The following is a 25,394-nucleotide window of genomic DNA, read 5'->3' on the forward strand; positions in this document are numbered from 1 at the left end:
GAATCCATGCGTTTGAAGTATACTTGGGCGTTGGCGTTGTTATTATCTGGCTGTCAATTGACTCAGTCAGATTCAACGTCTTCTACACCAGAAACCAATAAATCTGAGCAGACTGCAAAGCAAAATGCAGTAAAAGCTCAACCGGGCAATAAATCGTCACTAGCAAAAAAATCCGCTAACGACGCGCCTAAAGTTCTCTCCCCCCAAGAACAAGAAGATGTGTGGCAACGTATCGCCATGCAGCTGGACATGGATATCCCAAACCACAAGAAAGTGGACTACTACCGTACGTGGTATTTAAAGCACCCAAATCACCTTTACACGGTATCTAAGCGTGCGACTCCTTTTCTATACATGATCACAAAACGTATCGAAGAGCGCGGACTCCCAATGGAGCTTGCATTACTTCCTGTAGTGGAAAGTTCATTCGATGCCTTTGCCTACTCACATGGCAGCGCGGCTGGGTTGTGGCAATTTGTCCCAGGCACCGGAAAAATGATGGGATTAGAGCAAAACTACTGGTATGACGGTCGCAGAGATGTGGCAGCAGCAACGGATGCAGCGCTGGACTACCTAGTACAACTAAACGAGCGTTTTGATGGTAACTGGGAACATGCAATCGCCGCTTATAACAGCGGTGGAGGCCGAGTTTCTAGCGCAATTCGTAAGAATAAAAAGCTCGGTAAACCTATCGATTTCTTCTCATTAGACTTACCAAAAGAGACCAGCAGTTACGTTCCTAAGCTATTGGCCTTGGCTGACGTTATCGCAAACCAAGACAAGTACGGACTTAATATTCCTGCAATTCCAAACAAGCCTGTTCTAACGCTTGTTGATCCAGAAGAGCAGTTAGATCTGGCTATTGCCGCAGATTATGCCGGCATTAGCGTAAAAGAGTTGCAGAGTTACAACCCAGCATACAACCAGTGGTCGACAGCGCCTGAGGGGCCGCACCAACTTTTGATTCCCGTAGAGAAAAAAGAGACTTTTCTCACCAAGGTGGAGAAAAATCGCGGTAAAGGGATGAAGGTCGCTCGCTACAAGGTGAAATCTGGTGACTCTTTAAGCGTGCTAGCTAATAAATACGGCACAACCACGAAAGTCATTCGACGTGCCAACGGCCTATCGAATAACAACATTCGTATTGGTCAATACCTATTGATTCCGACATCAACAAAAGACGATGCAAAATATGCATTAACGGCACAAAACCGATTAAACAAGACTCAATCTCGTGCTCGTGGTCAACTCAAGCTCACCCATGTCGTTCAGTCTGGAGAAAGTTTGTGGTCAATCGCACGTAACAATAAAGTGTCGTATAAATCGTTAGCTAAATGGAATGGTATGGGCCCTAAAGATCCATTGCGTGTGGGTCAAAAGCTAGTGATTTGGAAAGACTCAGACAAAGGTTCTGTGATCCGTACCGTTTTCTACAACGTTCGCTCTGGCGACACCATTAGCGGCATTGCAAGCAAGTTCAAAGTAAAAACGAACGACATCGTGAAATGGAACTCGCTACACAAGAAAAAATACTTACAACCAGGTCAAAAGCTTAAGTTGTACGTTGACGTAACGAAGGTAAGTGTATGAACCCATCAAGCAATCCACTTGTGATGCTGTTGGACATTTTTCGTTCTCCAACATCTTGTTTTCTTGCGCTTTATCAACGCGGTGGATGGGGATGGCAACCGTTCATCTTCCTGATGCTTAGTCCGTTTTTATTCTGGGGTGCTTACTTTTCGAATGTCGATTTCACGTGGCTCAGTGACCAACTTGCTGCGCAATTTCAGCAAATCGACCCGAAGCAGATTGAGCTATTAGAACCAAACACGCTAATGGCAAGCGCGATCATCAATGATGTATTCAACCGCTTTGCCACCTTACTATTGCTCGCGCTTTGGTTCTTTCTTGCAACAAAGGCAAGCAAACAACAATACGGTTACTGGAAATGGTTTGCCGCATCGTGTGCTATCTTATTCCCAGCAGTATTGGGCGATGTAGCAAGTTACGCGAGCTTGCTACTCAAGCATGGTCAGGTAATGACTTACGCTGCCGATTTAAATAGCCTCAATGGTCTATTAAAGCTGCCTCTTACTAACGAATGGTCTCATTTCGCTAGCTCGTTACCTTTGCTTCTGCCTTGGTACATTGTGCTCGGCTACGGCGTTGTACTGACGTGGACGGAGTTTGAACGTGGCCAAGCTTTGGTGATTGCAAGCCTGCCATGGGTATTCTTCTACGTTATTTGGGCACTTTATATTGTGGTAACCTAAGCTAGTCATTTAACGTAAATGACAATAACAATGGGTTATGATCGGAAGCGTCGCTCTGCGGCGCTTTTGCGTACTTAAGCGTCAGACCTCGGTAAAACACATGGTCCAGTGGTAACCCTGTTATAAATTGGACTCGATGATCCGGCAAGAACGCCACCTCTTGTAAGTCCGCAGCCTTTAAGGCCTGCCTCATCGCATTAACGCGAGATTTACTCCAGCTATTGAAGTCTCCAGCAAATAGAATTGGCCCCACATGATGCTTTAAAAGCATTTCAAGCGCCGTTAACTGAGATATATACTCTTTTGTACCTACGGTGAAGTTAATCGCATGTACATTCACCACTGCGAGTTTCTCGCCATTACTCAAGTGATACTGGCTATATAATGCAGACTTAGGTAAGCGAAGCCACGGCTCTTTAGAGGTGTAAGCGCAGGCTTTTTCTGGTTGCCCTTGAGCAATACTAATTACACCGGCACCGCTACCCAGCGCCTTAAAAGCACTCACTTGATTACTAACCCAGCGACCATCCACCAACCACTGTTTAAATGATGGTGTCATGCTGGCTTCTTGCAATAACAGCAGCTGCTTATCAGCAGAGAATTCATTGAGTGCACTTTGCCAATTCGTTCGGTTCTGTTTGTAGATATTCCAGACAAGTACATTGATTTCACCGCCCTGATCCAGAGCTTTTGAGCCGCTAAATTCGATACACCTAATATCCTGCGTCAACTCTGAGCCTCTTTGAGTAATGATTTGCGGCTGATCTGGTACGGTGAAAATAACCTGGAAGCCGACCAATACCGCCATAATAAGAAAAGCTAACGCCAGAAAAAAACGCTTAAACATACGACAAACCTGAATGTAGGCACCCGAAATCTAGAACAACCAATCTCGGGTTAAATGATTTCACTAATAAGCAAACAACAAAAAAGGAGCCACTTGGCTCCCTTTTAGCATAATAAATACGAAACAGGTGACAAGAAACCTTAGATCGCGTCTTCGTCTTCTTCACCAGTACGAATACGAACCACACGCTCAATATCAGTGACGAATATTTTACCATCACCAATCTTACCAGTTTGCGCGGTTTCAATGATTGTCTCTACGCATTTATCAGCCACATCTTCCGTTACAACGATTTCGAGCTTCACTTTAGGTAGAAAGTCCACCATATACTCTGCACCACGGTAAAGCTCTGTGTGACCTTTTTGGCGACCAAAACCTTTCACTTCAGAGACGGTCATCCCTGTAATGCCAACTTCAGCTAGCGCTTCTCGAACATCATCCAGTTTAAATGGCTTGATAATCGCTTCAATTTTTTTCATGTTCATCCCTTAAGCTTCAATCGATTGCGCTTATTATCGTTTAGCGTTTCGCAACATTCAATGTTTGTCTCTGATCCACCAGCGAAAATCCAGATTGAGCAAATTAACATAGCGAATATCGTGAGTTGATAAAACCCCAGTGAGGACTGCTCAATGCCCAATCGTCCAAGCTTTTTCAGACTCGCGTTTACTTCAAACTTGCGTAGTAAGCCGCTAGGTTAGCGATATCTTCATCAGACAACAATGAAGCTTGAGCTTGCATCACAGCAGCAAGCCCACCTGTTCGCTCTTTATTTTTATAAGCTTTAATTGAACTGATAATATATTGCTCATTTTGCCCTTTCAGATTTGGGTAACCCGGAATGACAGCAATACCATCAGCGCCATGACACGCCGCGCATACTCCCGACTTTGCTTGACCTGCTGTAGCATCTCCCGCAGCTAGAGCTTGCCCACTAAACATGGTTAACGCCACCATTGCACCCATGATTGTTTTCTTCATTGCTTCACCTAATCAATTATTATTTAAGGATTTTTATATTTTATAATCGACATTGTGGCATGAATTTTCATTACCTGCGCCAAATAAGTTCACAATCTTGACCATTAAACGCCTGATCAACGAACAGATCTGCCACAGCAACGACTCGATCTTGATACATCAAAATCGGAATTTGACGACGCAGCCAGCTTGGCACATTGTATTCTTGGAACAACTTCTTCAGTTTTCGACTGTGATTACGCGTGGTTGGATGCGCTGATAAGCCTTCCGGATTAAAGGTCACGCGAAGCAATTCTGGCTGACTCGGAAGCGCAATCGTTGCGTTGCTAGAACTCGTCGTTAAGGTCAGCTCCCCTAGCCGCTCTGGAAGCGATAAAACGGTATCGACTTGAATCGTACTTTGCCACTCAGTGACGTCAGCGATTTCCGTTACCCAATAGAGACGATTTCGAAAACGGCGCACTTCACCTTGTTTAAGTTGTAGTTTGGGGTTGGCATCTTGCTGAGCTAATGCCACTTCATTCCAGATGAGATTGAGTTGTACCTGAGTCGGCATACTAGTATTAAGATTAGCTAGCCACATACGAATCAAGCGCGCACGAGCTAACTCACTGTGCTTAGCCAGCTCTTCAATACTCAAACTTAGATCCGTTTGTAAAGCGCGTTCAAACACCGCGCTCAATAGTTCATCCAATAGCGCTTCTTGTTGAGCACATAAACTTGCACTGCGCTGAACCGCTTTATGGATACTCGGCCAACGACCAGACAACTCAGGAATAACACAATGACGAAGAAAGTTACGATCATAACGGGTATCTTGATTGCTTTCGTCTTCCACCCACTCCAAACCTAATTTAGTAGCCGCGTCTTCGATGGTTTTCCGCTTGATAGTAAGCAATGGTCGAACTAGAGATCCGCAAGAAAACGGCATACTCTCCGCCATCGAAGATAACCCTTTTGGCCCGCTACCGCGCTTAAGAGCAAGGAGAAAAGTCTCTATTTGATCGTCGGCATGTTGACCAGTCAACAGTATATCGCCTTCTTGAATGTACTTAGTTAAGGCTTGGTAGCGAGCTTCACGAGCAAGAAGTTCAATACTTTCACCATTGCTGATGTCTAAGCTCACTCGCTCAATCGAGCAAGATATCCCCACTTGTTGTGCCCAAAGTAAGCATTTATCGGCCCAATTATCGGCATTCGAGCTTAAACCATGGTGCACATACACAGCGTGACACTCTATCGAATGCGCTTGTTGGTAGCGACTGAGTAATTCGAGTAAAAGACGTGAATCCACTCCTCCGCTAAACGCCAAGACAACCTTAGTGCCTAATTGATAGTAGCGGCCGAGAACTTGAGCAAAATGCAGGTAAAGCGATTCCATAAACGATCCGATAGATGCAAAAAAGGGCTGGACTCTCATCCAACCCTTTCTATTTTAACTGTTATCAATTGAGATATCAGCTAACGCTTAACAGCAATCACCGAAATTAACAGTAACCGTAGCTCATTAGGCGCTGGTAACGACGTTCACGTAGCGTCTCTTCATCCAGTTGTTCTAGATCTTCTAGCTGACGAAGTAGTGTCGCTTTCATATTCGCTGCCATTTGAACATGATCGCGATGAGCGCCGCCTAGTGGCTCTTCAATGATTTCGTCGATCAGTTCAAGCTCTTTAAGACGCGGAGCAGTTAGGCCCATTGCCTCTGCCGCTTGTGGCGCTTTGTCTGAATCACGCCATAAGATTGAAGCACAACCCTCAGGAGAAATTACTGAGTACGTAGAGTACTGAAGCATGTTCACGTAGTCGCCTACACCGATTGCTAGTGCACCACCAGAACCGCCTTCACCGACAACGTTACAGATTACTGGTACTTTAAGACCAGACATCACTTTTAGGTTTTTCGCGATAGCTTCAGATTGACCACGCTCTTCTGCGCCCACACCTGGATACGCGCCAGCCGTGTCGATAAATGTGATGATCGGCATGTTGAAACGCTCTGCCATTTCCATCAAACGTAGCGCTTTACGGTAACCTTCTGGTTTTGGCATACCAAAGTTACGTTTCACTTTCTCTTTGGTTTCACGACCTTTTTGGTGACCAATGATCATCACAGGGCGGCCTTCAAGGCGAGCCATGCCACCCACAATCGCTTTGTCGTCTGCAAACGCGCGGTCACCCGCTAATTCATCAAACTCCTCAAAAGCGTGTTGGATGTAATCTAGCGTGTAAGGACGTAGTGGGTGACGAGCCAGTTGAGCTGTTTCCCATGCGCCTAGGTCGCTGAAGGTTTTTTTCTTCAGCTCTAAGCTTTTCTTCTCAAGCTGTTCGATTTCTTTATCCAGGTCAATCGCAGAATCACCACCGTGACGAGAGACATCACGTAATGCTTCAATTTTCGCTTCTAGTTCTGCAATTGGCTTTTCAAATTCAAGAAAGTTTAGGCTCATCTATGAATCCTTGTTTACTCAGCGTCTAACATATTGCGCTGAATTTTTAGTTAAATTCGAGTTCTACCTGGCTTTTGCCAAGCAACTGTTTTAAATCGTCGAGTAATGTATCACTTGGCGTAACTCGCCACTCGGTGCCCAATGTTAACCGCGCTCTGGCGTCGGCACGCTGGTAGTATACATTGACGGGTACGGTTCCGGCTTTGTGCGGTTCTAAAATACGGCTGAACTGCTCAAAAAACTGATCGTTGATCTGATTTGCATCTATCGATACCGACAAACCACGAGCGTATTTCTCGCGCGCACTGCCGAGATCCATAACTTCACGCGCCGACATTTTAAGGCCACCGTTGAAGTCATCAAAGCTGACCTGTCCAGAAACGACCAAAATTCTGTCTTTTTCGAGAAGTTCAGCGTATCGATCCAGCGCATCAGAGAACAACATCACTTCCATGCGGCCACTTCGGTCATCCAGTGTCATAATACCAATTCGTGTACCACGCTTGGTCGTCATTACACGAGCGGCAATAACCAGGCCGGCTACCGTGACAGATTGATCGCGGCGAGTGGGCGTTGCGTCTTTTAGTCGACAACTGGTGTATTTGTTTAGTTCCTTTACGTAGGCGTTAATTGGGTGCCCTGTCAAATATAGACCTAGGGTATCACGCTCGCCCTCTAACCACACTTTTTCTGGCCAAGGCGGAACCTGCGTATACTTATGCTCTACTTCTTCAGGTGCATCCGTCAGCACACCAAACATATCCGTTTGACCAAACGCCTCAGCTTGGTGATGTTGACTTGCTGCTTTTACCGCATCATTGAGTGACGCCATCATCGCCGCGCGGTGTGGGCCTAGTCGATCCAACGCGCCCGCGTAAATCAGCTTCTCTATCACTCGTTTATTGACACGTTTTAGATCAACTCGAGCACAGAAATCAAATAGGTCTTTAAAGTGACCACCTTTATTTCTCGCCTCAAGAATCGCATCGATAGGGCCCTCACCAACCCCTTTTATCGCACCAATACCGTAAACAATTGCGCCATTTTCATCAACATTAAAGCGATATAGGCCAGAGTTGATGTCTGGTGGCAGCACGGTGAGCTTCATACGGAAACACTCATCGACCAAGCCAACGACTTTTTCCGTGTTATCCATATCGGCTGTCATTACCGCAGCCATAAATTCGGCAGGATAATGTGTTTTCAGCCAAAGAGTTTGATAAGAAACCAATGCATAAGCAGCAGAGTGCGATTTGTTAAAACCATAACCGGCGAACTTCTCTACCAAGTCGAAGATTTTCATCGCCAACTCGCCATCGATACCGTTCTTTATCGCACCTTCTTCAAAGATAGCACGTTGTTTTGCCATCTCTTCTGGCTTTTTCTTACCCATTGCACGACGAAGCATGTCCGCACCACCTAGCGTGTAACCTGCTAAGATCTGCGCAATCTGCATTACCTGCTCTTGATACAGGATGATGCCGTAGGTTGGATCAAGCGTCTCTTTTAGCGACTCGTGTTGCCACTTTTCATCTGGATAAGAGATCGCTTCTCGACCATGTTTACGGTCGATAAAGTTATCTACCATGCCCGATTGCAAAGGACCCGGACGGAAGAGTGCTACCAATGCGATGATGTCTTCGAAACAGTCTGGCTGAAGTCGTTTGATCAGCTCTTTCATGCCTCGAGATTCAAGCTGGAATACTGCTGTCGTTTCAGAGTTTTGCAACAAACGGAAAGAGGCAGGGTCTTCTAACGGTATGGATTCAATTTGAACCGGTTCTTTACCTTCTCGCTCTAGGCGTGGGTTAATCAGCCCTAACGCCCAGTCAATAATGGTTAAGGTACGTAAACCTAAGAAGTCAAACTTAACTAGGCCAGCGGTCTCAACATCGTTTTTATCAAATTGAGTAACCGGAAAGTGACCTTCAGCGTCTGCATAAATTGGCGCAAAATCGGTAATTGTTGTAGGTGAAATTACAACACCACCAGCGTGTTTACCGGCGTTTCGCGTACAGCCTTCCAAAATATGACACATGTCGATGAGTTCTTTAACTTCCTCATCGGCCTCATACAATTCAGGTAGTGCAGGTTCAGCTTTAAACGCTTTATCTAGCGTCATACCTGGATCGGGCGGGATCAGCTTTGAAATACGATCAACAAAACCAAATGGGTGGCCCAATACGCGGCCAACGTCACGGATTACCGCTTTTGCCGCCATGGTACCAAACGTGATGATCTGAGACACCGCGTCACGACCGTACATTTCCGCAACGTGGTCAATAACCTGGTCACGTTTATCCATACAGAAATCGACGTCGAAATCGGGCATCGAAACACGTTCTGGGTTCAAGAAACGTTCGAACAGCAAGTCGTATTCTAGTGGATCCAGATCGGTGATTTTTAGTGCGTAAGCCACCAAAGAACCAGCACCGGAACCACGTCCAGGACCGACAGGAATTCCATTATCTTTTGACCACTGGATGAACTCCATTACGATCAAGAAGTAACCAGGAAATCCCATTTGGTTGATAACATCTAGCTCTATCTGAAGACGTTCATCATATTCAGGGCGGCGACGTTTTCTCTCTTCCTCATCTGGAAATAGGAACTCTAAACGCTCTTCCAACCCCTCTCGGGATTTCATGACTAGGAACTCAGTCTCTTTCATCCCTTCGGTTGGGAAAGCTGGTAGGAAGTACTCACCTAAGCGCACAGTCACGTTACAACGCTTCGCTATCTCGACACTGTTTTCTAACGCTTCAGGAATATCAGCAAACAGCTCACACATTTCTTCTTCTGTACGAAGATATTGCTGCGGACTGTAGTTTTTTGGCCTACGCGGATCTTCTAATGTGTAACCATCGTGAATCGCTACGCGTATTTCATGAGCATCAAATAGGTCTGGACTCAGGAATACAACTTCATTGGTCGCCACTACTGGCAAGTCTTGCTGCTCTGCCAATTCAACCGCAAAGTGAAGATAAGTTTCTTCATCTGGACGACCGGTACGAAGTAGCTCAAGATAAAAGCGATCTGGAAAATGCTGTTTATAGAAATCAACACACCCTTGCACTATTTGACGGTTGCCTTTCAAAAGGCCGCGACCAATTTCCCCGCTTTTACCGCCGGATAATACAATCAGGCCTTCAGACATTTCAGCCAACCAGGCTTTATCAATCACTGGGTGGTGTTGAACATGTCCACGTAAGTACGCTTTTGATATCAATAACGTCAGGTTCTTATAACCTACATTATCCGCCGCAAGCAAAGTCACTTGTGTCAGCTCTTCACCAAACTCGTCCGACTGCATTTTAAAGTCAGCACCGATGATCGGTTTAACACCACTGCCATGCGCCGTACCGTAAAACTTCACCAAACCACATAGGTTGGTAAAGTCGGTCAACGCCATTGCGGGCATACCGAGCTCAGCAACTTTCTTTACGATTGGCGGAACTTTGTTGAGGCCATCCACCATCGAGAAGTCACTATGAACACGCAGGTGGATGAATTTGGGATCTGACATTAACAGGTACCGTGTAACTCTATTTTGTTGGGGATTCTAACCTAAAGAGGTTGGGTTTATAACACCAATTAGATCGTTTGATTATTCTATGCCTAACGCTTTTTTTACTGGCTTGAAACTCTTGCGGTGTTCACTGATCACTCCGTGTTGCTCAATCGCTTCAAAGTGCGCTTTAGTTGGGTAACCTTTGTGCTTCGCGAAGCCAAATTGTGGATGAAGTTTATCCAACTCTTCCATCTCTTGGTCACGCACGACTTTGGCAATAATTGAAGCCGCACTGATTTCGGCAACACGTAGATCGCCTTTTACTACAGCTTGAGCATCCATTGGCAGCTCCGGACAACGGTTACCATCAATCAACACCAAATCAGGTTGAACCTGTAACCCCGCCACTGCACGCTGCATCGCAACCATAGTCGCCTGTAAAATATTCAGTTGATCAATTTCTTCAGGAGAACAACGCCCGACCGCCCACGCCAATGCTTTTTCTTTGATTTCAGGAAGCAACGCCATGCGTTTCTTTTCGGTCAATTTTTTCGAATCGTTCAACCCTTCAATAGGATTGTTAGGATCAAGGATAACCGCAGCGGTGACGACGTCTCCTACCAAAGGGCCACGTCCTACCTCGTCGACTCCGGCCACAAGCTGATAACCTTGCGGATATTCAAACGGAGGGAGTTCAACTTTGGTTTTGGTCACTTTTGGTTTAACAGCCATGATAAATCTCTATTTCTCAATCAGTTTTAGAACCGCGTTTGCGGCTTGTTGGTCCGCATCTTTACGAATCCAATGATGCATTTCCGTAAACTTATCTAACATCGGTTTATTGTCGCTTTCCAATAAGCGAGAAACCTCAGTAAACAAATTGTCTGGTGTGCACTCATCTTGTAGATATTCTTTGACGAGCTCATCATCCGCCAAGATATTCGGCAATGACACATACTTCGTTTTCAATAGACGTTTAGCTAAAAAAGCAGTAAATGCATTCACACGATAACCCACCACCATTGGACGCTTGAGAAGCATACACTCCAACGCTACGGTACCGGAGGCCAACATCACGGCATCGGATGCGGTGATGACGTTGCGTGCGGTGTCATCAACTAACTTGAAGTCCAACTCTGGCGCTAGCTCTTTCCATGCTTGTTCAAACTGCTCACGGCGTTTTTGATTAACAAGCGCGACAACAAACCCCAGTTCTGGAAATTTTTTATGGAGTAACTTGCAGGTTTCAATAAATGGCTCTGAGAGCATTTTTAACTCGCTACCACGACTGCCTGGCAGGACAGCAAGCCACTTTTTATCTTGTTCTAAACCAAGCAACTCACGTGCAGGCGCTTGTTCTGATTCTAGTGGGATGGCATCAGCCAAGGTATGACCAATGAACTCGCAAGGTACATTAAATTTGTCGTAGAACGCTTTCTCAAACGGAAGAAATGCTAGTACCAAGTTCGTTGCCGCTTCTATTTTAAAGATGCGCTTCTGACGCCAAGCCCAAACAGACGGACTCACGTAATGAACGGTTTTAATGCCCGCTTGCTTGAGGTCAAGCTCCAAGCGTAAGTTGAAGTCAGGAGCGTCGATCCCTATGAAAACATCAGGCGGATTCTGAGTAAAATACTGAACGAGCTCAGCTTTCACTTTAAGAAGTCTCGGTAAGCGGCCTAAAACCTCGACTAATCCCATCACCGCAAGCTCTTCCATATCAAACAGAGACTCGCAACCTTGGGCTATCATTTTCGGACCGCCAATGCCTACGAACTCTGCGTCTGGATATTGCTGCTTTACTGCTTTGATAAAGCCTTCACCTAGCGTATCGCCAGACAATTCTCCGGCAATGATGCCAATACGTAATGGTCTTTCCATATCTACTTCGCTATTTTTCCTGTGCGCTATGGATAACGGTTTGCCTTATCCATAAAACACAAAAAGATCGTAACCTCAAATTCGGTCACGATCTTTTTATTTATTGGTTCATTCGCCAATTAACGAATAATGCCACGTTCCGTCGTTTCCAGAATATCTGAGAAACGCTTCACTGCTGGCCACTCTTGAGCCATTTCAGCTAGAATAGGCTTCACTTCTTCTAGCGTCTTACCTGAACGGTAGATTTCTTTATACGCTTTTTGTAGCGCACGAATCTCTGGTTTCTCAAAGCCATTACGCTTCAAGCCAACAAGGTTCAAGCCGAAAGGTGTGGCGTGGTTACCTTGCGCGAGTACGTAAGCTGGGACATCTTGCACCACTGCTGAGCAGCCGCCAATGTACGCGTAAGCGCCCACTGTACAAAACGGGTGAATCGCAGACAGTGCCATCACACCAGCATAATCATCAACAGTAACGTGACCACCAAGAATCGAGTTATTACCGATATGAGTGTGGTTACCAATAACAACATCATGCGCAACGTGTGCATTCACACACAATAAGTTGTCATCACCAATGATCGTGGTTGCTTTGTCCTGCACTGTGCCGCGGTGAACTTGGACCGCTTCACGAATGACGTTACGGTCACCGATAACCACAGTTGTGTCTTCACCACCGTATTTTTTGTCTTGGTTTTCTTCGCCGATGACAGCATGTGGGAAAATACGGTTATCTTTGCCAATAGTCGTGTGACCTTTGATCACAACGTGAGACATCACTTCTGTGCCTTCACCAATTTCAACCGTAGAGGTGATGTACGTAAAAGGACCTACTGTTACGTTAGCACCAATTTTGGCGCCCTCTTCTACCACCGCTGCCGGGTGGATTTTAGCGGTTTCATGAATCATATTAAAACTCTCGACGAGCACACTTCAGTTCTGCAGAACATACCACTTCGCCGTCAACTTTTGCTACACCGCTAAATGCAGCAATGCCGCGACGTTCTTTCAGAAATTCTACCTCAATAACCAATTGGTCGCCCGGAACCACTGGTTTACGGAATTTCGCGCCGTCTACGCTTGCAAAGTAGTACAGTTCATTTTCTGTTGGTGCACCAAATGATTTAAATGCAAGTAAGCCTGTTGCCTGAGCCATTGCTTCTAAAATCAAAACACCTGGGAATACTGGTAGTTGAGGAAAGTGACCTGTGAACTGAGGTTCGTTAACCGACACGTTTTTAATCGCGTGAAGGTACTTCTCTTCTTGGAAGTCTATCACTCGGTCGATCAATAAGAATGGGTAGCGATGAGGTAGTAGCTCTTGAATTTCAGAGATGTTCATCGTTTTCTTTTCAGTAGTCAAAGTCGTCTTCCTATATCAATTTTTTGCCGCCAAGATGGCAAACGTGGCAACAGGTCGTAAAGCCGAATCGCTTTGCAATATATTAGCAAAATACGCACCATCTTGGAGTTAAATCTACTTAGAGCGCGTCATTATAGAAGAAAAAGACCCGCATTTCGCGAGTCTTCGTACAGAATATGGAACTAGAGCCTGTTAGCTTTCACGTTAAATACAGAGCGAAAGATAACTTGTTCTAAATTTCTTCTTTCTGTTCCAGCTGTTTTTCAACCGCTTTCAGGCGCTTATTCATCTCATCAATACGGTGAACTCGAGTTGCAGTTTTACGCCACTCTCTGTTCGTTTGTAGCGGAATACCTGATGAGTAAAGGCCTTTTTCTTCGATACTGCGCATTACCATGCCCATACCTGTAATCGCCACACCATCTGCGATAGTGATATGGCCATTCAGAACAGACGCGCCGCCAATCTGGCAGTACTTACCAATTTTTGTACTGCCCGCGACAATAGTACCACCAGGCATCACGGTACCATATCCGATCTGCACGTTGTGCGCGATTTGAAGTTGGTTATCCAGAATGACATTGTCTTCAATGATAGTATCTTCGAGTGCACCGCGGTCAATCGTAGTACAAGCACCAATCTCAACGCGGTTACCGATACGCACTGAACCAAGCTGAGGAATTTTGATCCACTCGCCTTTGTCATTCGCATAACCGAAGCCATCAGAGCCAATGACGGTACCCGATTGAACGAGACAGTCATCACCCAATGACACTTCATGATAGATAGTGACATTAGCCCAAAGCTTGGTGTTATTCCCTAGCTTGGCGTTCTTACCGATAAAACAACCAGCGCCAACGCTTACGTTATCGCCGAGTTCTACGCCCGTTTCAATCACAGCGTTAGCGCCGATTGTAACGTTCTCACCCATCTTAACGTCAGCGGCAATCACAGCACTTGGTGCAATATCGTCTGCCGGTTTTGGTGTGGTATCCATCGCTTGGACCACACGAGCAAATGCGACATAAGGGTCTGAAACCACTAGCGCATTTCCAACGCATTGATCTTTATGCTCAGCCTTTACCATAACGACGGTAGCTTGGCACTCAGAAAGGTGTTTTGCGTATTTTGGGTTAGACAAGAAGGTTACGTCACCTTCTTGTGCTTTATCCATTGGAGCAACACGGCTTACAACGAGAGACTCGTCACCAAACAGCTCACCCCCGGTAATTGTCGCCAATTCGGCTAATGTTAATGTCTTCATAACTTCTTATTTTAGAGCTTTAATTACGTCTTCAGAAATATTGTATTCTGGCTTGCCGTACTGCAAAGCAGAGATATCAATCACAAGATCGTAACCATTTTTGTCTGCGACTTTCTTAACTGCATCTTGAATCGTTTTGAAAAGCTTCGCTTTTTCTTCAGCTTCACGACGCGCACTTGCTTTTTCAAGTGCTTGTGCTTTCACTTTGTACTCGCTGTCTAGCTTCGCGATATCGATACGTAGCTTTTCTACTTCGTCTTGACCCAAAAGCTCACCGTCACGTTGTAGCTTTTCGATCTTTGTTTTAGCTTGCGCTTGGATTGACTTCAGTTCATCAGCTTTGCTTTTGAAGTCTTTCTGCATTTTTTGTAGTACAACTTCACGTTGAGGAAGAGCTTGGAAAACTTGAGCTGTATTTACGTAAGCAATTTTCTGTGCAGCTTCTGCCGCATTTGCAAACATTGAAGAGCTCAGTACAAGAAGGCCAATCCCAGCCGCTTTGATCATTTTATTCAAAATATTTTCCTCTTTAGAAAGTTCTACCGATAGTGAATGTGAAGAACTCTTCATCATCGCCATCAAATTTCTTAATTGGTTTCGCTAGTGAGAAGACTAGTGGCCCCATTGGAGACATCCACTGCAACGCCGCACCGTAAGAAGAGCGGTAGTTGGTTGGATCTGAGTAATCGTAGTAGTAACGGTCACCATATTCCGCACCTGAATCGCGGTAGTCAAACTCCGTATCCCAAACACTTGCCATATCAAAGAAGATACTGGTACGAATTTGGTTTTGTACTTCTTCTGATGCAAATGGTGTTGGGACAATCAACTCAACACTTGCTAGCGCTACGGCGTTACCACCAACAGAGTCATCTGTTGCTGTATCTGCGCCATTGTTTGAACCAGATGTATCACGGTAAACCGCTTTAGGACCAACAGAGTTTGAGCCAAAGCCACGAAGCGATGTAAAGCCACCTGCGTAGTAGTTTTCGTAGAATGGGAACAAGTTATCGTTACCATCCGTTTGACCGTAACCATTACCGTAACCTAAGCGGCCACGGAACAAGAGGGTAAACTCGTGCTTTTTAGTCAATGGCACATACTGGCGAACATCGTACTGCATTTTGAAGTATTGAACGTCAGAGCCAGGTACGGTCATTTTATAGAATGCACGTTGATGGTTACCTGCTGTTGGGAAATAGCCACGGTTTAAGTTATTACGTGTCCAAGAGATATTGAAGTCGAAGTCGTTTGTGTTCAACGCTCCACTAGAATCAATGTTGTCTGCTTGTGCTCGTAAGAACTGCTCTACCTGCAAGTAAGGCGATAAGTTACCGATCTTGTTGTGCGTATAACCGACACCGAATTCAAAACGGTTCAACTCATCGAATGGGAAGCCCCACGTTAAGCTCGCGCCATAGCTTTCGTTGGTATAGTCAACGATATTGGCTTCTTTAGCTTCAAATTCGTTATAGAAAACCTTACCACCTAAGCTTACACCGTCTAAGTTCCAGTACGGATCACGGTAATCTAGACTGATGTTTTTCTGGTAGTCATTCATCATCGCGTTGATACCAACACGGTTACCGCTACCAATAAAGTTATCTTGTTGCAGGCCAACCTGGAAGCTCACACCCGATTCTGTACCGTAGCCAACACCGAAGTTAACGCTACCAGAGTTCGCTTCTTTGACAGAGTAAACTAGGTCAACTTGATCATCACTACCAGGAACTCGAACCGTCTGTACTTCAACATTTTCAAAGTAGCCCAAACGATTTAGACGAGTTTTACCCGTTTCAATCGATTTCGAGTTCAACCAACTGCCTTCCATCTGACGCATTTCACGACGAAGGACTTCATCTTTGGTTGAGTTATTACCCGTGAAGCGAATATCACGAACATAAATTCGGTTACCCGGGTCTACGTTAACGACCAAAGAAACTTCTTGATTCTCGTCGTCAAACTCTGGAATGGTATTCACTTGAGGATAAGCATAACCGGACTCACCAAGCACACGCTTAATCCCTTCTTCCATTGAAGTAACCGACGAGCCGTTGTATGTCTCATTGTCTTCAAATGGCACAAGTCTTTCGAACGTCGCTTCCTCGCCAATCAAATCACCACGGAACTTCACGTCCTTAACGGTGTAAACCTCGCCCTCTTCTAGACCAAGAGTAATGTATACCCCTTTCTTGTCAGGAGAGATTGCAACTTGTGTCGAATCAACGTTAAATTTTAAGTAACCACGATCCAGGTAGAATGATTTGAGTGCTTCAATATCGCCTGCAAGAACTTGCTTTTGATACTTTTCATCAGAAAGGAAATTCCACCACGGCACATCAACATTTAAGTTAAAGCGCGAAAGCAGTTCTTCATCACTGAACACTTCATTACCGATAAAGTTGATTTGCTGAATTTTTGCTGACACACCTTCAGTAAAGACAAACTTAAGATCAGAACGATTACGTGGTAGTGGAGTCACCACCGCTTTTACTGTTGCGTTGTATTTACCTACGCTGTAGTAAAAGTCTTCTAAGCCTTTTTCAATGTTGCTTAGCGTGGTGCGGTCAAGCGCTTCACCTTCACGAACGCCAGACGCGTTCAGGTTTTCTTGTAGCTGCTCGTCCTTGATTGCTTTGTTACCTGAAAAAGAGATGCTTGCAATGGTAGGACGTTCTTTGACTTGAACCATCAGAACACCACCGTCACGCAACACTTTCACATCTTCAAAGTTACCAGATGCATACAGGGCGCGGATAATTTCTGCAACATCGCCTTGGCCAATGGTATCACCGACACGTACAGGCATTTTCAACAATGCAGCACCCAGTGCTACACGCTGCAATCCATCGATTTCAATATCTTGAACTACGAAGTTCTCTGCTCCATTTGCAGATACACTGGTCGCCAGTAAACTTGCAAATAGAATTCGCTTAATCGCCATACTTGTTCTAATTATTCCTTGCTACTGCTTTTGTCTCTGAACTATCACAGACGAGTAAAATCATTAAATAGCGCTAACGCCATGAGCGAGAAGATGATCGCACCACCAATTCTAAAGCCCATTTCCTGCACTTTCTCAGGAACAGGACGTCGAATGACTGCTTCAATTGCAAAAAACAACAAATGACCGCCATCCAACATTGGTAAAGGAACGAGATTAATAATACCTAGGTTAACACTAATTAGAGCGAGAAAACCTAAAAAGTAGACCAAACCATAATCTGCTGTCGCGCCTGCGCCTTTGGCTATTGATATTGGTCCACTCAGATTATTCAGACCAACGTCTCCAACAATCAGCTTCTTAAGCATGCTGATTGTCAAACCAATGACTTGGCCAGTTTTGTCTACTGCTTTACCTATTGACTCGAATACACCAAACTGAAGATCGAAGCGATAACTTTCTGGCCATTCTGCGACTTTAGGTGCAATACCTGCAAAACCAACGACTTCTTTGTTAGCTAGCTCACGGCTACCGGGCGTCAGCGTCAATGTTTGCTCATAACCCTGACGTAACACCGTCAATTCAAGCGGTGTATCAGGATTAGAACGAACCGCTTCAACCACTTGCTTCCATTCGGTTACGCGTTGTTGACCAATTGCGACAACCTCATCACCTGGAAGCACACCAGCTTTTTCCGCCGCTCCACCTTGCGAGACCTGCTCGATAACTCGATACACCTCCGGTGTATACGGAGTAAAACCTAACGACTGCATCGCTGACTGAGTTTCTGGGTCGAACTTCCACTCACGTAAATCGAGCGTTTTCGTTACTTCTGAACCAACTTCATTCGCTGACGTTAGTGTTACCGTCATCAAATCATCGCCAATATGAGAAATCAATCCCATATTTACTGATTCCCAATCCGGAGTTTTGATACCAGATATCGATTTAAGTTCCATTCCAGATTCAATTCCAGCTTCCGCAACAATCGAATTGGGCGTAACTTCACCAATTACAGGCTTAACAGCCGGGATACCAATTAGAAATACCAGCCAATAGGCAAAAATTGCGAAAAGAAAATTAAAGATGGGGCCAGCCGCAACAATAGAGGTTCGCTTCCATAACGGCTTCTTATCAAACGCTAGGTGCTTCTCATGTTCTGGCACCTCATCGACACGGCTATCAACCATTTTCACATAGCCGCCGAGAGGGATCATTGAGATGCTGTACTCCGTTCCGTCTTTGCCTACTTTACTCCAAATAGACTTGCCGAAACCGATTGAAAACTTTTCAACTTTAACGCCGCAACGGCGAGCAACCCAAAAATGCCCAAATTCGTGCACGGCAACAAGAATGCCCAGTGCGACGATAAAAGAAATGAGATTCCACAATATACCAGTCATCAGCTACGCTCGCGTATGGTTTCTAGGGCAATAGTTCGTGCCATTCTATCTAGCTCGAGCAAGCTTTCCAAGCTATTCGCATTCTCAGCTTTGCAGCTTGCGTTGATTTTATTCAACACAGACTCATTGATGCGAGCAATATCGGTAAAACCTAGTCTGTTATTTAAAAATGCATCAACAGCGACTTCATTAGCTGCATTCAATGCCGTTGTTGCGTGTTGACCTTCATAACAAGCATCAATTGCGAGTTTTAGACATGGGTAACGAGCAAAGTCAGGCTGCAAAAACGTCAGCTCACCAACTTTCGTGAAGTCTAGCGGCTTAACCCCAGCTTCTACTCTTGACGGGTATGACATGGTGAGCGCAATTGGCGTCGCCATATCCGCTTCTCCCATTTGTGCCAAGACCGAACCATCACGATACTGAACCATAGAATGAATCACAGATTGAGGATGAATAACCACCTTCAGTTGTTCGCGAGCAGCATTAAATAGCCACTTAGCTTCTATATACTCAAGGCCTTTATTCATCATCGTGGCAGAATCAACAGAAATTTTTGGCCCCATCGACCAGTTTGGATGAGCGATCGCCTGAGCGGGTGTCACCTGCTCCAGTTCTGCGATGTCAGTGTAACGGAAAGGACCACCAGATCCAGTCAACAAAATATGAGAAATGCCATGTTCTTGTAAATTGCAACGACCTAGATTGGTTTGTACTTGCTGTGGTAAACATTGGAAAATGGCGTTGTGTTCACTGTCGACGGGAAGTAGCTCTGCGCTAAATTCTTCTACAGCATCAATAAATAGCTGGCCTGACATTACAAGTGCTTCTTTATTTGCCAACAAGACTCGCTTACCTGCTTTCACGGCAGCCATGGTAGGCAATAAGCCAGCGGCTCCTACAATAGCAGCCATTACACTGTCGACCTCGTCCAGCGAAGCTATATGACATAGCGCATCAGTACCACCTAGCACTTCGGTACCTGGCGAAACCGAGTGTAGCTCAGCTTGAAGTTGAGACGCCGCAGCTTTATCTGCCATGACCGCATATTTAGGTTGCCACTGACGACATAGACCGATCATCTTTTCAACGTTAGTGCTTGCCGCTAAGGCAACGACAGAAAACAGATCTGGGTTTTGTTCGACCACTTTAAGCGTGCTTGCACCAATTGATCCAGTAGCACCAAGAATCGTTAACTTTTGCATGTTGTAAGACCGTTAGAAAGCTCAGGAGCGACGACGCCGCTCCTGATAAATTAGAATACGTAGTAAAGAAGAGCAAAAACTGGGAATGCTGCGGTTAGGCTGTCGATACGATCTAGCACACCACCGTGCCCTGGGATAATGTTACTGCTGTCTTTAATGCCTGAGATACGTTTGAACATACTTTCAACCAGATCACCAAGCACTGAAATAACGACAGTAACCAGCGTAATCAGCACCATATGGACAGGGCTAGTGAACTGGATATCGAACCAATCAGCAAATGCCCACGCTACGATTAATGCCGTGATAATGCCACCAATTAGCCCTTCAATGGTTTTATTGGGGCTTACATGAGGAGCCATCTTACGTTTGCCTAAGCTTTTGCCTGCAAAGTAGGCGCCGCTATCTGCAGCCCATACCAAGAAACAAACGTACAACACAAGCTTTGCGCCGTGGTATGGATCTACAGTGATGTCATACGCTCTGAGAATAATCACACTCCAAAGGAATGGGATTAATGTCAGAAAACCAAATACATGACGTAAAACAAAATTACTTTGCCAAGATTTCGTCGTTTTGGGGTAAGTAATCGCCATTAAGCTAGCAATAATCCACCAAACAAAACCAATACCCAAGACGACATAATGAGGTGTCGTTAAGTGATTGAGGCTATATGCATCAGGCGAGATGTATAGAAAACTAAGTCCGGTCATAATGATTGCCGGCACAAGGGCAGCAATGCGAGAGTTGCTTCCTGTAAACTGAGTCCACTCCCAAAAACCTAATAGCGTTATTGCAGTTAAAGCGGCAATAAAGCCCATTAGCGGTAATTTAAAAATGCCTAAAATAACCAGGGGAGCTAAAATTAGTGCTGTTATTATTCTCTGTTTCAAACTAACTAGTCCTTATTGAGCTGCCATCAATGCCTTTATTTGTTCACCTGTACAGCCAAAACGACGTTCTCGGTTGATAAACCAAGTTACAGCTTCTACCAAACTGTCTTCATCGAATTCTGGCCAGTACTCTGGTGTAAAGTACATTTCTGCATAAGCCATTTGCCACAACATAAAGTTGCTGATGCGGCACTCTCCACTGGTGCGAATTAAAAGATCCACTTCCGGTAGGTCTGCCATGGTCAAATGCTCAGTGATTAGCTGCTCATTGATATCCTCTACACGAATTTCACCGTTACGTGCTTTTAGCGCTAACGTTTTAGCAGCTTCTGTGATGTCCCATTTACCGCCATAGTTGGCTGCAATGTTGATCACCATACCCGTGTTATCTGCCGTTAGGTTTTCTGCTTCTACAATTTTCTTTTGTAGACGCTCACTAAATCGACTGGTATCACCGATCACGCGCAACCGTAAGTTATTTTTGTGTAGTTTTTTTACTTCACTAGACAGGACCGTGATAAACAGTTCCATCAAAAGACCCACTTCTTCCTCCGGACGACGCCAGTTTTCACTACTAAAAGCAAACAGCGTCATGGCTCTAATGCCTAGTTTTGAAGCAGCAGCCACGGTCTTACGAACGGCACTAACGCCTTTTTTATGACCAAATACGCGAGGTTTTCCTTTGGACTTAGCCCAACGGCCATTACCGTCCATAATGATGGCAATATGCTTAGGAAGGGAATCAGAGAAGGCTTGAGAATTTTGCATAGGGAGTTAATTGAGTTCCATCAGTTGGATAGACTAACATAAAAAAACGCTGAGCTGTGAGCACAGCGTTTTCCAACAGTGATGTGTGTGGGAGTATTAAACTTCCATCAACTCTTTTTCTTTTGCAGCAAGAACTTCATCGATCTTCTTAACTGCAACGTCAGTTAGCTTTTGAATTTCGTCTTGTGCTTTACGGTCTTCATCTTCAGAGATTTCTTTATCTTTTAGAAGCGCTTTAAGATCGTTGTTTGCGTCACGACGGATGTTACGAACAGCAACACGACCACCTTCAGCTTCACCACGGACGATCTTAACTAGGTCTTTACGACGTTCTTCCGTTAGCGGTGGAAGTGGAACGCGGATGATAGTGCCAGCTGACATAGGGTTTAGACCAAGGTCAGACGTCATGATCGCTTTTTCTACTTTCGGCGTCAGCTCTTTATCAAAAACCGTGATTGCAAGTGTACGCGCATCTTCAGCAATAACGTTTGCTACTTGGTTTAGAGGTGTTGCTGCACCGTAGTATTCTACAGAAATACCAGATAGTAGGCTTGGGTGTGCACGACCTGTACGAATTTTAGAAAGGTTGTTCTTAAGCGCTTCAACGCTTTTATCCATGCGCTCTTGCGCGTCTTTTTTGATTTCGTTAATCACAGTTTCACCTTAAAAATGTCATCTTTCCTGAAGAAAGCCTAAAACGGTTGAGCAAAGCAAGCACCACCCTAACGCTTTGGAGTGGCACCTTAAGCCAAGCTTATTCGTTGATGAGCGTGCCTTCTGCTTCGCCCATAACCACGCGACGTAGTGCGCCTGGCTTGTTCATATTAAATACGCGGATTGGCATTTTGTGGTCACGAGCTAGCGTAAACGCCGCCAAGTCCATAACTTTCAGCTCTTTATCCAGAACTTCTGCATAAGATAGCTTATCATACAGCTCTGCGTCTGGGTTTGCTACAGGGTCAGCAGTAAATACACCATCAACTTTCGTCGCTTTTAGTACAACATCCGCTTCAATTTCGATACCACGTAAACAAGCAGCAGAATCCGTTGTAAAGAACGGGTTACCAGTACCAGCAGAGAAGATGACAACTCGGCCTTGGCGAAGCTCACGGATCGCATCAGCCCAATTATAGTCGTCACATACGCCTTTTAGAGGGATTGCAGACATAACGCGCGCATTTACGTATGCACGGTGAAGAGCATCACGCATCGCTAGGCCATTCATTACTGTAGCAAGCATACCCATGTGGTCACCAACTACGCGGTTCATACCAGCTTCAGCTAGGCCTGCACCACGGAACAAGTTACCGCCACCGATAACTACACCAACCTGAACACCCAGTTCAACCAGTTCTTTAACTTCTTGTGCCATACGATCAAGGACCGCAGGATCAATACCAAAACCGTCTTCACCTTGAAGAGCTTCACCACTCAGTTTTAATAGAATACGTTGATACGCTGGTTTAGGGTTCGTAGTCATGGAGTTTACCTTCCAAAGAGAGTTGTTGATTAACAGTCATGAATAGACACAACTTCAGTTATGGCTATTCATCACGGCTAATCGTTCACTGCTCATAAAAAGACCGCAGCCTTGGCTACGGTCTAATCTTTATACAGTCTCTAAGGATTAACCTTTTTGAGCTGCTGCAACTTCTTCAGCGAAGCTCATTTCTTCTTTCTTCTCGATACCTTCACCTACTTCTAGGCGAACGAACGTAGAAACTGAAGCGCCTTTTTCTTTCAGCATTTCGCCTACAGTTTTCTTAGGCTCCATGATGAAAGCTTGACCTGTTAGAGAGATCTCGCCAGTGAATTTCTTCATGCGGCCAACAACCATCTTCTCAGCGATTTCAGCAGGCTTGCCTTCGTTCATTGCGATTTCAACTTGAACCGCTTTCTCTTTTTCTACTACGTCAGCTGGTACGTCTTCTGGGTTAACGAACTCTGGCTTAGAAGCAGCAACGTGCATTGCAACGTGCTTAAGAGTTTCTGCGTCGCCTTCACCAGCAACAACAACACCGATTTTCTCACCGTGACGGTAAGAAGCGATTGCAGTGCCTTGAACGTATTCTACGCGACGGATAGTGATGTTTTCACCGATTTTAGCTACTAGAGCTACACGTGCGTCTTCGAATTGTGCTTGTAGTTCTTCAACAGAAGCTTTTGAAGCTAGAGCTGCAGCTGCAACTTCTTCTGCGAATGCAGTGAAGTTACCGTCTTTAGCAACGAAGTCAGTTTGGCAGTTAACTTCAAGAAGAACAGCAACGCCGTTTTCTTCTTTGATGATGATTGCGCCTTCAGCTGCAACGTTACCAGCTTTCTTAGCTGCTTTCGCTGCGCCAGATTTACGCATGTTTTCAATTGCTAGTTCGATGTCAGCGTTTGCTTCTACAAGCGCTTTCTTACATTCCATCATGCCAGCGCCAGTACGCTCGCGAAGTTCTTTAACTAGAGCAGCAGTTACAGTTGCCATTCTGTCTTCCTCGTTTGATTCGAAATAAGGTAAAAAACAGGGGCCTAACATTGTCGGCCCCCATTGCTAACTATAACTTAGTTTATGCTACACAAAGGTTTCACATAGACCAAGTGTGACACAGAGCCGCTATTATTCAGCTTCTACGAAACCGTCTTTTTCAGCAACTGCAGCTACGTCTTTGTTACGACCTTCAGATACTGCTGAAGCAGCAGCGTTCAGGTATAGCTGTACAGCGCGGATCGCGTCGTCGTTACCTGGGATTACGTAGTCAACGCCGTCTGGGTTAGAGTTAGTATCTACCACAGCGTATACTGGAATACCTAGGTTGTTAGCTTCTTTAATTGCAATGTGTTCGTGATCAGCGTCGATTACGAATAGAGCGTCTGGTAGGCCGCCCATGTCTTTGATACCACCAAGAGATTTCTCTAGCTTCTCCATTTCGCGAGTACGCATTAGAGCTTCTTTCTTAGTTAGTTTGTCAAAAGTACCGTCTTGAGATTGAGTCTCTAGTTCTTTTAGACGCTTGATAGACTGACGAACTGTTTTGTAGTTTGTAAGCATACCGCCTAACCAGCGGTTGTTCACGTAAAACTGGTTGCTTGCGATTGCAGCTTCTTTAACAGCTTCAGATGCAGCGCGCTTAGTACCTACGAATAGAACCTTACCTTTCTTCTCGCCAACTTTAGCTAGTTCAGCTAGAGCATCGTTGAACATTGGTACAGTTTTTTCTAGGTTGATGATATGAACTTTGTTACGAGCGCCAAAGATGAATGGCTTCATTTTTGGGTTCCAGTAACGAGTCTGGTGACCGAAGTGAACACCAGCTTTTAGCATATCGCGCATTGATACAGTTGCCATTTTAAAATCCTCTATGGGGTTAGGCCTCCACATTCCCCATAACTCCGACCAAGCTTCTGCTCAGCACCCCGGAATATGTGACGGAATGTGTGTGATTTAAAGATAAAAGGTTATTCGGATGAAGCTTGCTTCGCCGCTTAACTTTGCTAAACGAAGAGAACAGTCCTCTATTCCGGCGCGCTTTATACCATATTTTAGCTCACTGTGGCTAGTAAAAATTATTTCTTCACCGAGCCACTTTCTCCTATTTATAAGCAAAACTTTAAACATATGATCGAATT

The 25,394-nt window shown here is 45.1% G+C and carries 23 protein-coding genes; 2 read left to right on the forward strand and 21 right to left on the reverse strand.

The features are described from left to right. The first annotated feature begins 6 nt into the window (after positions 1–6). Positions 7–1,590 carry a lytic transglycosylase gene (locus tag N646_RS06735; RefSeq protein ID WP_017820746.1) on the forward strand — a complete coding sequence of 528 codons (1,584 nt, stop codon included), beginning with the start codon at positions 7–9 and terminating at the stop codon, positions 1,588–1,590. Continuing rightward, the gene (locus N646_RS06740) at positions 1,587–2,273 is read left to right on the forward strand and encodes a YIP1 family protein (RefSeq protein WP_005380375.1); all 687 of its coding nucleotides are present in this window, start codon (positions 1,587–1,589) and stop codon (positions 2,271–2,273) included. Before N646_RS06735 ends, N646_RS06740 begins: the two co-directional genes overlap by 4 nt. A gap of 1 nt (position 2,274) precedes the next feature. On the opposite strand, the gene N646_RS06745 is transcribed toward N646_RS06740, so the two are convergent. The 21 genes from N646_RS06745 to rpsB all read right to left on the reverse strand — a co-directional run bounded on the left by N646_RS06745 (position 2,275) and on the right by rpsB (position 25,113). Next, complete coding sequence (locus N646_RS06745; protein WP_017820747.1) at positions 2,275–3,120, reverse strand: endonuclease/exonuclease/phosphatase family protein; 846 nt, start codon at positions 3,118–3,120, stop codon at positions 2,275–2,277. A 140-nt stretch (positions 3,121–3,260) separates the two neighbouring features. After that, positions 3,261–3,599 carry a nitrogen regulatory protein P-II gene (gene glnB, locus N646_RS06750; RefSeq protein ID WP_005380372.1) on the reverse strand — a complete coding sequence of 113 codons (339 nt, stop codon included), beginning with the start codon at positions 3,597–3,599 and terminating at the stop codon, positions 3,261–3,263. A gap of 187 nt (positions 3,600–3,786) precedes the next feature. Continuing rightward, the gene (locus N646_RS06755; RefSeq protein WP_005391816.1) at positions 3,787–4,101 is read right to left on the reverse strand and encodes a c-type cytochrome; all 315 of its coding nucleotides are present in this window, start codon (positions 4,099–4,101) and stop codon (positions 3,787–3,789) included. A gap of 70 nt (positions 4,102–4,171) precedes the next feature. Further along, a complete protein-coding gene (gene tilS, locus N646_RS06760) occupies positions 4,172–5,482 on the reverse strand; it encodes a tRNA lysidine(34) synthetase TilS (RefSeq protein WP_017820748.1) in 1,311 nt (436 codons plus the stop codon). 106 nt (positions 5,483–5,588) lie between these two features. Next, positions 5,589–6,548 (reverse strand): acetyl-CoA carboxylase carboxyl transferase subunit alpha, encoded by a 960-nt coding sequence (gene accA, locus N646_RS06765; RefSeq protein ID WP_005380365.1) that lies wholly within the window; start codon positions 6,546–6,548, stop codon positions 5,589–5,591. 46 nt (positions 6,549–6,594) lie between these two features. Further along, positions 6,595–10,074, reverse strand: coding sequence for a DNA polymerase III subunit alpha (dnaE, locus tag N646_RS06770; protein WP_005385364.1), 3,480 nt, complete (start codon positions 10,072–10,074; stop codon positions 6,595–6,597). Between the two features lie 81 nt (positions 10,075–10,155). Next, on the reverse strand, positions 10,156–10,791 hold the full coding sequence (gene rnhB / locus N646_RS06775) for a ribonuclease HII (RefSeq protein WP_017820749.1): 636 nt from the start codon (positions 10,789–10,791) through the stop codon (positions 10,156–10,158). Between the two features lie 9 nt (positions 10,792–10,800). After that, a complete protein-coding gene (gene lpxB, locus N646_RS06780) occupies positions 10,801–11,940 on the reverse strand; it encodes a lipid-A-disaccharide synthase (protein WP_017636041.1) in 1,140 nt (379 codons plus the stop codon). 119 nt (positions 11,941–12,059) lie between these two features. After that, entirely contained in the window at positions 12,060–12,848 is a 789-nt protein-coding gene (gene lpxA, locus N646_RS06785) for an acyl-ACP--UDP-N-acetylglucosamine O-acyltransferase (protein WP_005380357.1), read from the reverse strand. Position 12,849: 1 nt separating this feature from the next. After that, the gene (gene fabZ, locus N646_RS06790; RefSeq protein WP_005380349.1) at positions 12,850–13,302 is read right to left on the reverse strand and encodes a 3-hydroxyacyl-ACP dehydratase FabZ; all 453 of its coding nucleotides are present in this window, start codon (positions 13,300–13,302) and stop codon (positions 12,850–12,852) included. A gap of 232 nt (positions 13,303–13,534) precedes the next feature. After that, positions 13,535–14,566 carry a UDP-3-O-(3-hydroxymyristoyl)glucosamine N-acyltransferase gene (gene lpxD, locus N646_RS06795; RefSeq protein WP_005380347.1) on the reverse strand — a complete coding sequence of 344 codons (1,032 nt, stop codon included), beginning with the start codon at positions 14,564–14,566 and terminating at the stop codon, positions 13,535–13,537. A gap of 6 nt (positions 14,567–14,572) precedes the next feature. Then, positions 14,573–15,082 carry an OmpH family outer membrane protein gene (locus N646_RS06800; protein WP_005391804.1) on the reverse strand — a complete coding sequence of 170 codons (510 nt, stop codon included), beginning with the start codon at positions 15,080–15,082 and terminating at the stop codon, positions 14,573–14,575. 13 nt (positions 15,083–15,095) lie between these two features. Further along, a complete protein-coding gene (bamA, locus tag N646_RS06805; protein ID WP_017820750.1) occupies positions 15,096–17,510 on the reverse strand; it encodes an outer membrane protein assembly factor BamA in 2,415 nt (804 codons plus the stop codon). A 44-nt stretch (positions 17,511–17,554) separates the two neighbouring features. Further along, complete coding sequence (gene rseP, locus N646_RS06810; protein WP_017820751.1) at positions 17,555–18,913, reverse strand: sigma E protease regulator RseP; 1,359 nt, start codon at positions 18,911–18,913, stop codon at positions 17,555–17,557. After that, positions 18,913–20,118: a 1-deoxy-D-xylulose-5-phosphate reductoisomerase gene (ispC, locus tag N646_RS06815; protein WP_017820752.1), complete on the reverse strand. Its 1,206-nt coding sequence runs from the start codon at positions 20,116–20,118 to the stop codon at positions 18,913–18,915. The genes rseP and ispC overlap by 1 nt, the downstream gene beginning before the upstream one ends. A 50-nt stretch (positions 20,119–20,168) precedes the next feature. Beyond that, on the reverse strand, positions 20,169–21,011 hold the full coding sequence (locus tag N646_RS06820) for a phosphatidate cytidylyltransferase (protein ID WP_021707704.1): 843 nt from the start codon (positions 21,009–21,011) through the stop codon (positions 20,169–20,171). A 12-nt stretch (positions 21,012–21,023) separates the two neighbouring features. After that, positions 21,024–21,779 (reverse strand): isoprenyl transferase, encoded by a 756-nt coding sequence (locus N646_RS06825; protein ID WP_005380331.1) that lies wholly within the window; start codon positions 21,777–21,779, stop codon positions 21,024–21,026. 96 nt (positions 21,780–21,875) lie between these two features. After that, entirely contained in the window at positions 21,876–22,433 is a 558-nt protein-coding gene (gene frr, locus N646_RS06830) for a ribosome recycling factor (protein ID WP_005380330.1), read from the reverse strand. A gap of 100 nt (positions 22,434–22,533) precedes the next feature. Then, entirely contained in the window at positions 22,534–23,259 is a 726-nt protein-coding gene (gene pyrH / locus N646_RS06835) for a UMP kinase (RefSeq protein WP_005380329.1), read from the reverse strand. A 147-nt stretch (positions 23,260–23,406) separates the two neighbouring features. Next, positions 23,407–24,252 (reverse strand): translation elongation factor Ts, encoded by an 846-nt coding sequence (gene tsf / locus N646_RS06840; RefSeq protein WP_005380328.1) that lies wholly within the window; start codon positions 24,250–24,252, stop codon positions 23,407–23,409. Positions 24,253–24,384: 132 nt separating this feature from the next. Next, the gene (rpsB, locus tag N646_RS06845; protein WP_005380327.1) at positions 24,385–25,113 is read right to left on the reverse strand and encodes a 30S ribosomal protein S2; all 729 of its coding nucleotides are present in this window, start codon (positions 25,111–25,113) and stop codon (positions 24,385–24,387) included. Positions 25,114–25,394 lie beyond the last annotated feature (281 nt).

Source organism: Vibrio alginolyticus NBRC 15630 = ATCC 17749, from assembly GCF_000354175.2.
Lineage (GTDB): Bacteria > Pseudomonadota > Gammaproteobacteria > Enterobacterales > Vibrionaceae > Vibrio > Vibrio alginolyticus.

Excerpts from the sequence above, each read along its gene's own strand:
- tilS (WP_017820748.1), bottom strand. The coding sequence starts at position 5,482 with ATGGAATCGCTTTACCTGCATTTTGCTCAAGTTCTCGGCCGCTACTAT.
- lpxB (WP_017636041.1), bottom strand. The coding sequence starts at position 11,940 with ATGGAAAGACCATTACGTATTGGCATCATTGCCGGAGAATTGTCTGGC.
- lpxD (WP_005380347.1), bottom strand. The coding sequence starts at position 14,566 with ATGAAGACATTAACATTAGCCGAATTGGCGACAATTACCGGGGGTGAG.
- N646_RS06740 (WP_005380375.1), top strand. The coding sequence starts at position 1,587 with ATGAACCCATCAAGCAATCCACTTGTGATGCTGTTGGACATTTTTCGT.
- rnhB (WP_017820749.1), bottom strand. The coding sequence starts at position 10,791 with ATGGCTGTTAAACCAAAAGTGACCAAAACCAAAGTTGAACTCCCTCCG.
- N646_RS06825 (WP_005380331.1), bottom strand. The coding sequence starts at position 21,779 with ATGCAAAATTCTCAAGCCTTCTCTGATTCCCTTCCTAAGCATATTGCC.
- ispC (WP_017820752.1), bottom strand. The coding sequence starts at position 20,118 with ATGCAAAAGTTAACGATTCTTGGTGCTACTGGATCAATTGGTGCAAGC.
- N646_RS06755 (WP_005391816.1), bottom strand. The coding sequence starts at position 4,101 with ATGAAGAAAACAATCATGGGTGCAATGGTGGCGTTAACCATGTTTAGT.
- tsf (WP_005380328.1), bottom strand. The coding sequence starts at position 24,252 with ATGGCAACTGTAACTGCTGCTCTAGTTAAAGAACTTCGCGAGCGTACT.
- accA (WP_005380365.1), bottom strand. The coding sequence starts at position 6,548 with ATGAGCCTAAACTTTCTTGAATTTGAAAAGCCAATTGCAGAACTAGAA.
- bamA (WP_017820750.1), bottom strand. The coding sequence starts at position 17,510 with ATGGCGATTAAGCGAATTCTATTTGCAAGTTTACTGGCGACCAGTGTA.
- N646_RS06745 (WP_017820747.1), bottom strand. The coding sequence starts at position 3,120 with ATGTTTAAGCGTTTTTTTCTGGCGTTAGCTTTTCTTATTATGGCGGTA.
- lpxA (WP_005380357.1), bottom strand. The coding sequence starts at position 12,848 with ATGATTCATGAAACCGCTAAAATCCACCCGGCAGCGGTGGTAGAAGAG.
- rpsB (WP_005380327.1), bottom strand. The coding sequence starts at position 25,113 with ATGGCAACTGTATCAATGCGCGATATGCTAAAAGCTGGTGTTCACTTC.
- pyrH (WP_005380329.1), bottom strand. The coding sequence starts at position 23,259 with ATGACTACGAACCCTAAACCAGCGTATCAACGTATTCTATTAAAACTG.
- glnB (WP_005380372.1), bottom strand. The coding sequence starts at position 3,599 with ATGAAAAAAATTGAAGCGATTATCAAGCCATTTAAACTGGATGATGTT.
- dnaE (WP_005385364.1), bottom strand. The coding sequence starts at position 10,074 with ATGTCAGATCCCAAATTCATCCACCTGCGTGTTCATAGTGACTTCTCG.
- rseP (WP_017820751.1), bottom strand. The coding sequence starts at position 18,913 with ATGACTGGTATATTGTGGAATCTCATTTCTTTTATCGTCGCACTGGGC.
- N646_RS06735 (WP_017820746.1), top strand. The coding sequence starts at position 7 with ATGCGTTTGAAGTATACTTGGGCGTTGGCGTTGTTATTATCTGGCTGT.